At 36.1% G+C, this 12,690-nt stretch carries 11 protein-coding genes; all 11 read right to left on the bottom strand.

The features are described 5' to 3' along the window. Positions 1-125 precede the first annotated feature (125 nt). Positions 126-1,331, bottom strand: coding sequence for a mannose-6-phosphate isomerase, class I (gene manA / locus DW47_RS0100715; protein ID WP_051150788.1), 1,206 nt, complete (start codon positions 1,329-1,331; stop codon positions 126-128). Between the two features lie 611 nt (positions 1,332-1,942). Beyond that, positions 1,943-2,950: an NAD-dependent epimerase gene (locus tag DW47_RS0100710; RefSeq protein WP_029684397.1), complete on the bottom strand. Its 1,008-nt coding sequence runs from the start codon at positions 2,948-2,950 to the stop codon at positions 1,943-1,945. Positions 2,951-3,143: 193 nt separating this feature from the next. After that, positions 3,144-4,433: an MATE family efflux transporter gene (locus tag DW47_RS0100705; RefSeq protein ID WP_029684395.1), complete on the bottom strand. Its 1,290-nt coding sequence runs from the start codon at positions 4,431-4,433 to the stop codon at positions 3,144-3,146. 38 nt (positions 4,434-4,471) lie between these two features. Next, positions 4,472-5,386, bottom strand: coding sequence for a GT-D fold domain-containing glycosyltransferase (locus tag DW47_RS0100700; RefSeq protein ID WP_051150783.1), 915 nt, complete (start codon positions 5,384-5,386; stop codon positions 4,472-4,474). A 6-nt stretch (positions 5,387-5,392) separates the two neighbouring features. After that, on the bottom strand, positions 5,393-6,277 hold the full coding sequence (locus DW47_RS0100695; RefSeq protein ID WP_029684392.1) for a beta-1,6-N-acetylglucosaminyltransferase: 885 nt from the start codon (positions 6,275-6,277) through the stop codon (positions 5,393-5,395). A 1-nt stretch (position 6,278) separates the two neighbouring features. After that, complete coding sequence (locus DW47_RS0100690) at positions 6,279-7,340, bottom strand: glycosyltransferase family 4 protein (protein WP_051150782.1); 1,062 nt, start codon at positions 7,338-7,340, stop codon at positions 6,279-6,281. Beyond that, a complete protein-coding gene (locus DW47_RS0100685) occupies positions 7,333-8,091 on the bottom strand; it encodes a glycosyltransferase family 2 protein (RefSeq protein WP_038026934.1) in 759 nt (252 codons plus the stop codon). Before DW47_RS0100685 ends, DW47_RS0100690 begins: the two co-directional genes overlap by 8 nt. An 8-nt stretch (positions 8,092-8,099) precedes the next feature. Continuing rightward, a complete protein-coding gene (locus DW47_RS0100680; protein ID WP_029684389.1) occupies positions 8,100-9,080 on the bottom strand; it encodes a glycosyltransferase family 2 protein in 981 nt (326 codons plus the stop codon). Continuing rightward, positions 9,077-9,982 (bottom strand): capsular polysaccharide synthesis protein, encoded by a 906-nt coding sequence (locus DW47_RS0100675; protein ID WP_161606685.1) that lies wholly within the window; start codon positions 9,980-9,982, stop codon positions 9,077-9,079. The genes DW47_RS0100680 and DW47_RS0100675 overlap by 4 nt, the downstream gene beginning before the upstream one ends. Next, a complete protein-coding gene (locus DW47_RS0100670) occupies positions 9,969-11,198 on the bottom strand; it encodes an EpsG family protein (protein WP_071846598.1) in 1,230 nt (409 codons plus the stop codon). The genes DW47_RS0100675 and DW47_RS0100670 overlap by 14 nt, the downstream gene beginning before the upstream one ends. Before the next feature lie 17 nt (positions 11,199-11,215). Further along, positions 11,216-12,646, bottom strand: a complete 1,431-nt coding sequence (gene wbaP / locus DW47_RS0100665; RefSeq protein WP_029684385.1) for an undecaprenyl-phosphate galactose phosphotransferase WbaP — start codon at positions 12,644-12,646, stop codon at positions 11,216-11,218. Positions 12,647-12,690: the final 44 nt, after the last annotated feature.

The following is a 12,690-nucleotide window of genomic DNA, read 5'->3' as shown; positions in this document are numbered from 1 at the left end:
AGTTACATCGGTTAATCGATTCAGCTTTTAATATTATTAAGAAGAAAAATTTATAACCAAAAAAATCTGGTATCTCAGCGGCCATCATCGTGTCCAGTAATATGATGTTTCCTGAGAAAAGAGTATTAATTCTGTGATAGAAATCTTATTTTTAAATTATCGATCGCCCCCCCGGCAATGGCTATTTCGCCATAGCCATACACCGCTACCTGACTGTCGTCCGCTGCCACGAATAATGACTCACCGGGCAGCAAAATCAGTATTGTGCTACCAGACTCACAGCTGACTTTCCCTTGAATGCAGAACAAAATCAGAGGGCCACGCTGTTGTAACAGGTGTACAGACCCGTCTAAGGGTAAGATCGCTAGGCTGAAATCCTCCACCGGTACCGGAAAGCGAATTTCACCGTCCAGTACCCGGGGGTGTACTCGGCATTCGGCCACACTAAGGCCGGAAAAACGGGTATGCGCCAGCAGTTGGTCACTATCAATATGCTTACAGGTCAGCCCCGCGCGCAGCACATTGTCTGAGTTAGCCATAATCTCCAACCCGCTCCCCTGCAGATAGGCATGGGGAGTACCGGGACTGAGGAACATCGCCTCTCCGGGCTGTAGCGTAATCAGATTGAGCAATAGCGGCATTATGGCCCCGATATCCCCAGGAAAATCCGCTAATAATCGGCTAACCGTGGGCCAGGGAGGTTGTTGAGATGCCTGGCTGAGGCTATCAAGCTGCTTTAGCACTCGCTGCAGGGGCTGTTGCTGCAATGTCAGTAACCAGCCCAACAGCTGACGTAACTGCGCTTCGTCTGGCGAGATAATAAATGTGCGGAATGGGGCAGCCGTTGCCGAAAAAGGGGCCAGTAACGCGGCGATATTATTCAATGGCCGGAAGCCATTCATCCCCTGAAACGGCGTTAGTGCATACAGCAGTTCCGGTTTATGATTGTCATCCTTATAGTTACGTTCAGCGACATCGAGCGGGATCCCTCGCTGATTTTCGTCTCTAAACCCCTGTTCTGCCGCCGCTTTATCAGGATGTACCTGAATCGATAATGCCTGCTCGGCACACAGCACTTTAAATAAAAATGGCAACCTTGCATGTTCTCCGGCCAGATGTCGGCCAAGTAACCGTTCGGGTTCACGCTGAATAAAACGCTCCAGGGTCAGGGTTTCACCGTTGATATTCAGTTGCGAACTACCTTGCGGATGAGCGCCCATCCATAATTCAGCCATCGGCAGCCCTGTCGAGTTCTCAATACCAAATAAATGCGTCAGTGCCGTTTTACTTCCCCAGCTGTAGTGCTGAATTGGATTAATCAGTTTCCACATTTTTCTCTGCCCGAAATAAATCATCGCAGATCACATTAGCGGATTAACTCCTCGTCGGGATCCTGTACGCGGAAGAGTTTTTTATAAATGAGAGGTAACGCAAAATATTCAGCATAGATTAATCCCGGCCATCAGATTAAAGTTCAATACTCCTGATGAATTAAATTTTAATAAACTAGTAAGTGGGTAACAATTCTGTTTATTTTTAAATACCTATCCTAATAACCAGAAAAATTGACCAATTTTAAAGATGAAAATATTCAGGAATACTTACCAACCCAAAAATATAGCCTGGGCGAGTGGACTCGTTTAGCCCCCCAAGGATCCCAGAGCCGGACAGATCAGCAAGATTTGGGGTAGCTAAGGGTATGGAGAGTGTGACGAGGAGCTGGGGTAGAAGCGGTTAGAAGCAAGAAGCAGGCAGATTATGCACAACCAGCGTGGTTGCAGAATGAGGAGAAAAAAGGTTTGGTCAACGGACGAAAATACCGTTCGCCAACCAAGCTGACTAAGCCATCATTACTGGAGGATTTTATGCGGTTGGGAGGACCGACGGACAAGTTATCGCCTTAGCCGCGATAAGTTCACCGAGACTAAGGCTCTTTCAATGATCAGACCTGATAATAATCTTTGTACCAGCGGACAAACTCAGCGACCCCGCGATCAATCGGCGTTGAAGGTTTGTAATCGATTTTCTGATACAACGGCGCAGTATCGGCGCTGGTATTCATCACATCCCCTGGCTGCATGGGCATCAGATTAAGTTGCGCTTTGATCCCCAACGCCTCTTCCAAGGTTTTGATGTAATCCAATAACTTCACCGGATGACTGTTACCGATATTGTACAACGCGTAAGGCGCTGAACTGCTTGCCACCCCACCCTGCTCAACCGACCAGCTTGGATCAGGTTGCGGAGCCTTATCCAACAACCTCACCATAGACTCGACAATATCATCGATATAGGTGAAATCACGGTACATCTCGCCATGGTTATACACATCGATAGGCTGACCGGCCAAGATAGACTTGGTAAATTTGAACAGCGCCATATCCGGACGACCCCAAGGACCATAGACGGTAAAGAAGCGCAGACCGGTGGTCGGGATGGAATAGAGGTGCGAATAGGTATGCGCCATCAACTCATTAGATTTTTTGGTGGCGGCATAGAACGACACCGGATGGTCCACCGAATCTTCCGTCGACAGCGGCATCTTCTTATTAAGGCCATAAACTGAGCTTGAAGAGGCATAGATTAGATGCCCGATCTTGACCTTACGGCAACACTCCAGCAGGTTCAAAAAACCCTGCATATTTGATTTCAAATATTCCTGCGGATTTTCGATAGAGAAACGAACCCCGGCCTGAGCGGCCATATTGACCACCACATCCAAAGGATGGCTATCAAACACCGACATCAGCCCAGTAAGGTCAGCCAGATCAGTCTGATAAAAGGTAAAGGCTGAATGCTGTTTTAACCTATCCAGTCGCGACTGCTTAAGCGCCACATCATAGTAGTCATTCATGTTATCGACGCCGATAACAGTATGGCCTTCAGTTAACAACCTGTTCGCCAAATGGAATCCGATAAAACCCGCCGCACCTGTAATCAAAACGTTCATCAGCAACCTGCAATCTTTGTAAGTGACGTAACTGTTAATGCATGACAGAGATGGGCATCACTTTGCAATAACAAACGATACTGAATATAACATATAATGAAATTTAAAAAAACATACCAAAATATAATAAAACAATACCCGTAGCTGGGAAAAAATTAAAATTATTTATAACTACGCGGTTTATTGCAAAGAACTAATTAAGATAAGTTTTAGGACTGAATGTATTTATATGAATTTTAAAAATCTCACCAGATCTGAATAAGTAGTTTAGGAGTGTAGTTGATAAAACTTCTGTAGCCAGGAGAGAATAAACTGCACCTTTCAACCCAAAGTAACGAATCATTGCAAAAGACACCAATATATTAAAAACCATTAAGACATTAGTTTTACGCTGTAAATACACATAGCTATTGAATTTCATTATATACTTTTCCGAAACAGTACTGAGACCGGAAAAGAGGCACACCAGAACCATAGGGATTAAAATCTCATTAGCGCCATCATATTTATCTCCATACAGCAATGAAATGATATCCCCCCCAAAAATAGCAAAAAAAACCAAGCATAATAAGGAGATAGATAATATTATGCCATTAATTCTCGCCACTAACTTCCTAGCCATATTAATATCTCTCTCATTATATACCTTAATCATAAATGATGAAATGAGAGCGTTCAGAACAAAATGAAAACTTGTTCCTAAAGTAGCAGCGACGGTATATATCCCAAGCTCATATTTGGAGTGATAACCTAAGAAAAGTTGAGATATCTTAGTAAATATCTCTACTGAAAGAGTATAAAACACTAAGCGTTTACCAATAAGTATCATAGATCCGGATATGAATTTTTCACGCCGATGAATTTTTTCTCGGTTAAGTAAACTCACTCTTTTAAACCAGATGTAGCGAAGAGAAAATGGAATTAATGTCACTAACACAATAGGGATGGATAAAAACTCAACTGGAAATTTAAAGTATGCTATGAAATATCTAAAAATGAGAGAGGCAACTACTCCACTTACATTACAAACAGTATTTACCTTCGATTTCAATCTAGCATTGAAATATATAGAAAATACGTCTTTAGTTAAAAAATAAACAGCAGTAAAAGAAGAGATTGAAAAAACAAAAGTCAAATAATCAGCGGTGGTGTAGATATATAACAACAAAGAAAACCCTGTAACAAAAAAAATAACCTCACGTGTTTTTTTTGTAGCATGAATTATCTTTTCCCCTAGTACCACATTTCTACTTGTCCGTTGAAAAATAACATCATCAGTACCAAGCATAGCAACAGCTCTTATTATAGCAAATAAAGAAGCTGCATAAGTTAACTTACCAAAATTTGTAGGGCCAAGGTACTTAGCGACGAAAGAAGTTACAAAAACCAAGCCAAAAATTGAAACTATTTTTTCTGACATCATCCAAAAAGAATTCTTTAGCGCGTGTGCATTTTTAAGTTTTCTAAATATTAACACAAACATAATTCAACCTTAAATAAAAATTATAATTATAATTATAATTATGAAATATGCTCAATAATTTGAGATGCATAAACTTTGTTCATAAAAATACTTTCTGATGATGAAATCACTCCTGCTTCGTTAACATTCTTTCCCGAAATAGCTATTTTTTTCTTGGCATTTTTTAACATCCATTCATATTCAATATCAACATGCCCAGTATCAAAACATCTAATACCTAGTTTACTTAATTCAAATGATAAAATGGTAGCAGTTGGGCCTAATGAAATAAGAACAATATCATATTCACTTTTTCTTTTAACTATACTGTTAAATATTTCATTATAAAAACTGAATGCGTTAGCATTAACAGTTGTGATCCGGATTACCTTTTTAGCCTGCTTAAGAAGATCGTTACCTACACCCAACTTTGTGCCTGCACCTTCAACAACCAAAACATTCAAATCTTTTATAATAAGTTTAAAGTCATCAAATGTTTTTTTTGCCTGAGTTTTTACCTTGTAATCATTATAAGGCCGGGTAACTGATGTATTGCCATATAAATACTCACTGGAAAGATATTCACTATATTTCCTAAAAAAAAATGACTTATGAAAAAACCAGAATAATGCGGGACCAAAGTTCATTGAACGTGTATTATTAAATCCATCAGGCATACAAACTAAGCAATTCTTATTACTCTCCACCTCTAACAAAATATTCTTCAAAGCCAATGATAATTTTATATCATAACTTTGAAAACCAATATTTTTATAAGATAGCATTTCTAACTCACCATCTCCGAATCTAGCGAGCGACACAGTTGGATTATTTAATAGAAACTCAGATGTCTCATGTATACTTCTTATTCCTACTTTCCTTACTCTTTTGTAAACAAAAAGGTATTGGATCGCCGCATAAAAAAACTTAAATGGAAATCTAATTTTCCTTAAAATATTGTTAGCTACATTCATTTACTTTCACTCCATGACTTGGAAGGATTCAATAATATCTTCAGATGATGCTGGGGGTATTTTCCTAGCAAAAAAGCAGCCGCTAGACTTAACTTTTTTAGCATCCGCTATACCCAACACCTTCGGAAATTCTGGTCCAGACTTCCAATCTATATATCTTAAAGATGAAGACGATATTTTGGGATCATTGTATATTAATATTTTTTCGTTAGTTTTAATGATAGAATGAAAGAAGACCTCATCAGCACAGAATGAGTGTTCAAAAGACTCAAGATACCAATAGTTAGAAGATATAAACTCCATTATATATTGAGCTGTTGTTTTTTTTACACCAAACCAATTACTTCCTTTATATAGCTTAGGAAATCTATATTTGTTATCTGAAAATTTTTTATTTTCATAAAAAAAATCCTTAACCACATTAAACAACCTACTTCTAACTTTCATGAGTAAGCTTTTTTCTCTATTAAAATACCATTCAGGATATCTATATTTCACCCTATTGAGGGGGTTGACATAAACATCATTAACCCCTTGAAACTCGAAAAAATCGAACTCGGAATTTTCCATTAGGAAATCATGAAACTTGGATTGAGATGTGATTGGTATTTCATCCCCGGACAACAGGAAAAAATAATCATATTCATACTCATTAGCTAAACTCAAAATATTTAAAGTAGCATTTATTTGGGTTACTGTACCCCAATGAATATCAATACGGTTATGTACAACAACAATATTATCTTTTATGGGTATATCAAACTCATCCAAGTTTGATTTACTATCTACATGTAATATTATTTTATTGCTTTTATTACTGGAAAGTTTATGCAAAGTATAAATCAAAGGAGCACTTGGCCTATGACAAATTATTCCAAATATAACATTCAATTTATTTACCTCGATCGGTATCGATTAACTCACTCGTTAAAGAAAGCCACTTACTTTTGATAAGATTTGAATCATAATTTTTCGAGTTTGATGTTGAGTTTTCACTCAAATTAAAAAACATATTATCATCATCGAGGGAACATACTCGATCTGCATACTTATCGATATTGAACATATCGACTAGAAATCCATTCACACCATTTGAGATGACTTCCTTAGGGCCGGTTGGACAATCGAAAGCTATAACAGGGACTCCCCATGATTGAGCCTCAAGTAAAACAAGCGGTAATCCCTCATACCTCGAGGTCATCAGGTATACGTCACAGTTTTTATAGTACTTTTCCATCTCAGTAACTTTACCTAATAAACATACACTTTCACTTAGGTTCAAAGCTTTTATCTTATTATTTATTTCTGAAAACTTATCCCCATCACCAGCAATCATTAGCTTCCACTCAGGTGATCTTTCAACCACTTTGCTCCATATATCAATCAGCATATCAAATCCCTTTTGCTCGCTGAAACGGCCTGCGGAAAAAGCTATTTTAGTTCGAAAATTTTTTGATAAACCATGATATTCGATAGGGTTAGATATAAACTGCGAGTTAATATTTAATTCTTTGTATTTTTTTTCATCCGCTTTGGTTAAAACCACGACTTTATCGTAAAACTTTAGAAAAATACCTTTGAGAGCTTTAACAGCAGGACTAAAGGATTGATACGCAACATGTTCGCAAGCTACAAACTTCGTTTTTTTCTTATCCAAAAAAGTTAAAGCTAACATTGAAAAAATAACGCTAAGCTTCCCCATACTAATCACATAGACGATATCATAGTTTCGTTTTTTTATATCTATAACAGAAGATATCAAGGGTTTTTTTTTGTTACTTAAATTTTTTATTTCTGAAACTTTTTCAAAAGGATAAAAAGGAGTCCCTCCTCCTTCTAAAGAATATATTGTTACGTTATGATCGGCACCAAAGCAATCTGACATGAAGTTACATATATTTTCGGTACCAGCATATGAGTAGACACTCTTGATAACTATAGCGATATTAAGCATTATTCTTTCTCACTAACCTCATGAACTTAAATGAATTAATGACATAAAATAAAAACAAATAAATCACTTTAACCTTGTTTGTAAACATAAAACTTAAGGCTAGGAAGTGCCACTTAGAAGCAACTATTTTATTACTTGATAATGAACCATTCTGAGCGTAGTAATCAACTAAAACTTCCGGCAAAACAATACAACTATTATAGGAATCAAAAAGATCAACCAAAAAAATGAAATCCTCATGACCAAGAGCTTCAAACTTTCGCTTCTTTTCTTCATTCACAAAACAAACTGAGGAAAAACAAACCCTGTATTTTTTTTTAATGAAATCATCTTTAGTTAAATTTGCTTTACTATAATTAACTTTAACTTTTCCATCAGAAATATAATTATATGCAGAGATAACAAATCTTGCACCCTTTGTAATCTCTTTTACTTGCAATTCAAGTTTACGACTATGCCAAACATCATCACTATCAAGAAAGCAAATAATATCTTCTATCGATTTTTCTAACCCTAAATTTCTAGCTAAGGCAGCACCACCATTAGTTACTTTTTTGATTATCTTTATATTCTCATAACTAGAATACTCTGAAATCACATCCAAAGTATCATCTGTTGACTTATCATCAATTACATAGAGCACCCAGTTTTTATATGTTTGGAGTACAACTGAATCTATAGCCTTCCTGATTGTGTTCTCAGAATTATAAGCTGGCATAATTATTGCGACAGAAGGGTTTTCCTTATTCATATTTCCCATTATGACCTCGACAGAGTCTTCCTAAACATTTTCAGAAGATAGCTAAACCTTGGGCTTACTAAGTAAGCAATCAAAAAAAACTTAACCTGTTTTGATAACACATTGGAGGAGATTATGTTTTTATAATTAAAAATATTTCGATCTATAAAGCCATTTAAGTATAAAACCCCATCCCTGATAGAATCCCTACTGTTGAATATTATATTTGCAGTCACGAATACTAAGTGGAAATTATATGAATCTATATAGGATTTACTATGTGTGTGATATGATAATTCATCCTCACAAACATCACTCTTCAACTTATTCATTATTTTTACTTTATCATCGATATGTTTTCTAGAAAATGAACGCATGATCGACCCTTTCCTAATCCTGTAAAAATACAAACAGTCTTGGATTATTTTTATTTTTCTTCCAGACAAAATATTATAAAAAACCGCATAATCTTCGTAATACAAACCTCTTGGATATTCTATATTATCAAATACATTTTTTTTATATAATTTACCCCATGGATTTGGCTCAATCTCAATGGCTTCGATTGCGAGGCCTTCGACATTCCCATAAGAAGGATCAAAGCATCTTTGAGGGAATTCCTTATTTTCAGTTATTTTAAAACCATCATCTTTCTTGTAATTAAATATTAAAATGTCACTATCAGATATATTATCAATAGCAACTTGAAGGCATTCCTTATCCAAATAATCATCACTATCCAATATAATAATATATTCCCCAGTGGAATTTTTTAGTGCTATGTTCCTTGCGTTCGCAACTCCTTCATTCTCTGTATTGATAAGTAAAAACCTTTCATCAGAATTAATTTTATTTTTTATTATGCTTTCAGTGTCATCAGTCGACCCATCGTTTACTATTATAACCTCAAAGTTTTGATGAGTCTGTTCGATAATAGAATTAAGGCAATCCTCGATGAACCCCGCTACATTATACGCGGCTATACAAATAGATACTTTCAATGGAGTTCTCCTGAGTTATCTATAAGGCTTGATACTCGCTTTAGTATTAAATCCTCATCTTCAGTCGTTATCTTATAAGACAACTTATATATCCCTATATCTTCATTGCATTCATTGCATTCATTATTGTTAACTGAATTCATTATCTTATATATACAATCACCATAATAAGGAAGCGCATCTACATCTTTCCTAAAATCAATAGATTCTTCATATACATAATCTAATATGTAATCAATTAAGAAATAATCTATCATTTCATTATTTTCTTTCCAATATCTTATCAGGTGACTATATATCAATTTGGCCGGATGATAGTTATAAGGACATTTGATGAAAAAACCACTCCAACGCCCTTTTGTTATATACTCCTCTGAATAATTTTTTTCTTTCAGTGTAAAAAAATCCATAGATGAAATGAAATTTATATTTCTATTTATATAAATTGTTGAATCCATCCAAAAACCGCCATACATTGATAACAATGACCACCTTAGAATATCACTAAAATGTGTTTTGGTTATGATACCTGACTCGTATTTATTTGTTATCTCTTCTGGAATTTCAACAAAATTTTTATAGTTATCATTATCTATAACAATCACTTTATAACCGTCTGGAGAATTCCTCCTTATAGATCTTATACAATTTTCAACTATACGTGGGGCCCTTGCTTCACCTTGTAGCCAACATACCCATATGGTATTTACTCCAGTTCCGGTAGAGGCATTTACTATATGGTTATTATTACTTTTATGTACACCACGGCTAAAATCTTTTCTTATCCTATTCTTTACCAATTCATTAATATAATTAAATAACTTTTTTTTCCCAAAAAGTCGATACGATATAAACCTTAAAATCTTTAGAGCCTTTAGAAAATTGTAGTTATTGTATATCATGGCCGATCCAATTCCCATCTAAGTTGACATATTGCAATTTATCTTCAAAATCCTTTTCAGTTCTAAATGCGTACAAAACAGGCGGTTTAAATAAAGACACCCACATATTACCGAATAAAATAGGTCTTCTTTGTAGATATATATTGGCAAAAGACAGATTAAAAACAGCAAGTAGTAATATAAGGTATTTAGCCCTTTTAATATAAATATCATTCATACTCGCAATACCGACAATATAAAAATAAACCCCTGTCTCAACGAAATATCGATTAAAAGCCACATAAAATGAAGAAAGAAGGAAACAAGAAGATATATATATACATAAAAAATTTGTATACTTATGATCCTTACGATCAGAGAATAAGAAATAATATACTGTCATAGCCGCTACAACTAAATAGTAATAAGCGTAAACTATAAATTCATGTGTGCTATCACCTTGGTTAGCGAATGTGGAGTTATTTATATAACCATCCAATGCATATTCACTCAAGCCTCCAAAGCCAAATTTCCCGAGTACTATAGGAATAATTGTCTTCCCAAAAACCAATGATAAAACTAGACAAACTGGGAGGAGTTTTTTACTTATTTTTATAAAATTCGATGCTATAAAAATAGCAATCACATAAAACATTGAAAAATGAATTAGTGCAGAAAATAAGAGTAGCGGTATCGAAGTTCGCCATTTCCTTGTCTCTATGAAGAAGTATGATACCACTCCCCTTACTGCAAATGAAACAGCCCACCCCATTCTAATTCCTAACGAAATAACAATAATATTAATGAAGCAAAAATAAAAAATGAAGAGTAATCTTTCGTTAGAAACATTATATTTCTTGCCTTCCAAGATAACTGACAATGCGTTGAGGTGGTTCCAAACAGATGAAAAAACAACTAGTACACTTATATAAAAAAATGGGATACCATTTTTTTTAAAAAACAGAGACATTACATAAAATACAACATCCACTTCTCCTGACATAACACTAGAGTAGCTTGTATTTGCATTGTAGATACTATATGTTTCTAAAAACCTTCGATATAAATCTTGAAATGGAGGAACGTAAAAAACCATCACAGCAGAAAACAAAGAAAGTAAAAAAATAGAACTCTTCCTATTTTCTCTGTTAACAGAAAAAATTGTTGCCAAGCCACCAACTAATGGGCATAACATCAATAAAATGAATGTTCTCAAAGTTCTTAGGTTTATTTTCATATCTTACTCTTTTTTAATTAATATGCACCATCACGTTTAAGAACAACATTTATCGTTTTGAATAAAATAGCAATATCATTCCACATCGACCAGTTTTTTACATACCAAGCGTCAAAATACACTCGAGTTTCATAGTCGACATCGCTACGGCCACTGACCTGCCAGAGTCCGGTCATGCCCGGTTTACTCATAAGATAGTAGTCAACCTGTTCATGGTAACGTTCTAGTTCTTCATGGATGATTGGTCTCGGCCCTACTAAACTCATTTCACCTTTTAGCACATTAAATAATTGTGGCAGTTCGTCCATGCTGGTTCGACGCAGTAAATCACCGATTTTAGTGACCCGCGGATCATTTTTTAATTTAAAAGTCTCGTCCCATTCGGCTTTAGCCTCTGGATCATTAGCCAGTAATTCAGCCAATAATTCTTTGGAATTAACCGCCATCGAACGGAATTTCAAGCATTTAAACGGCTTACCATTTTTCCCAATACGCTCATGTCCATAGATAGCCGGACCGCCGTCTTTGGTCACTTTACTGCGAATATACAGTAACAGTGGCGATAATAGAGTAATAATTGCCAGCGAGGCGATAATATCAAAAGATCGTTTCAGGAAGCGTGATGACCATTTGGCTAAGTTCTGATGTACGCGGAAAATCATCACTTCATGGCTAAAGATAAACGACATATCAGTACTGTCTAACGGCATGCCGCGTAAGGTTGGGATCACTGCCACATAGCGGTAACCTTTGATCATCATTTCTCGTAGCCAGTTATTGCGTAGCTCCGCCTGTTCATTTTCTAGTGCCACGATAAACTGCATCTGTTTATCCATATTTTTCGATAACCAGTCACTGCTATAGTACTTAACTGCTACTCCATTAATTTCTTTGACCGCAGTGTCAGTATGATCACTACTGATAAAGCCAATCACCCGAAAACCGAGGTTTTTTTCACTGGTGATCGCATGGTAAGCATCAATAGCATTTTTACCGCTGCCGATAATCAAAGTATCCCGTTGCCATAATCCAGCTTTATCTAGCAGCTTCTTACTAATCATTCTCAGAGCCGGTACCATAATCAGGATAAGTAACCAAGTTAATACCCAAAGGTAACGGGAGAAATACCATTTAGCAAAGGCAACAATGGCTATTTCAAAAATGGCGAAAATAATCAGGGTCCGTAGGATCTCTTTAAGTTCAAACCAGAAGGTTTTACGGTAAAAGTAATGGCGCAAACGGAAGGCAAACCAACCAATGCAGCAAAATGCCAGCCCCCAGTGTAGGCTGATCCAGCCTTCGGTAGGGATATCCGGGATACGTTGTTTAAAGTGGCTAAAACTGAGTAATAAGATCCCTTTAGCAATATAAATGGCTAAAGTAAAACCGATAAAGTCTGATAAGATCAGTAAGGTACTGACCCAGAAGTTACGTGCTACACGCGTCATGATTTCCCTCACCAACGCCCTATTAGGACAAAGTGTTAAAGGTT

The sequence above is a fragment of the Tatumella saanichensis genome, assembly GCF_000439375.1.
Taxonomy (GTDB): Bacteria; Pseudomonadota; Gammaproteobacteria; order Enterobacterales; family Enterobacteriaceae; genus Tatumella; species Tatumella saanichensis.
The sequence above is the reverse complement of the archived record's forward strand: the minus strand, read 5'-3'. Positions and strand labels throughout refer to the sequence as shown.

Bases quoted from the DNA above. Each gene is read 5' to 3' on its own strand.
- manA (WP_051150788.1), bottom strand. From the start codon at position 1,331: ATGTGGAAACTGATTAATCCAATTCAGCACTACAGCTGGGGAAGTAAA.
- DW47_RS0100710 (WP_029684397.1), bottom strand. From the start codon at position 2,950: ATGAACGTTTTGATTACAGGTGCGGCGGGTTTTATCGGATTCCATTTG.
- DW47_RS0100705 (WP_029684395.1), bottom strand. From the start codon at position 4,433: ATGTTTGTGTTAATATTTAGAAAACTTAAAAATGCACACGCGCTAAAG.
- DW47_RS0100700 (WP_051150783.1), bottom strand. From the start codon at position 5,386: ATGAATGTAGCTAACAATATTTTAAGGAAAATTAGATTTCCATTTAAG.
- DW47_RS0100690 (WP_051150782.1), bottom strand. From the start codon at position 7,340: ATGCTTAATATCGCTATAGTTATCAAGAGTGTCTACTCATATGCTGGT.
- DW47_RS0100685 (WP_038026934.1), bottom strand. From the start codon at position 8,091: ATGAATAAGGAAAACCCTTCTGTCGCAATAATTATGCCAGCTTATAAT.
- DW47_RS0100675 (WP_161606685.1), bottom strand. From the start codon at position 9,982: ATGATATACAATAACTACAATTTTCTAAAGGCTCTAAAGATTTTAAGG.
- DW47_RS0100670 (WP_071846598.1), bottom strand. From the start codon at position 11,198: ATGAAAATAAACCTAAGAACTTTGAGAACATTCATTTTATTGATGTTA.
- wbaP (WP_029684385.1), bottom strand. From the start codon at position 12,646: ATGACGCGTGTAGCACGTAACTTCTGGGTCAGTACCTTACTGATCTTA.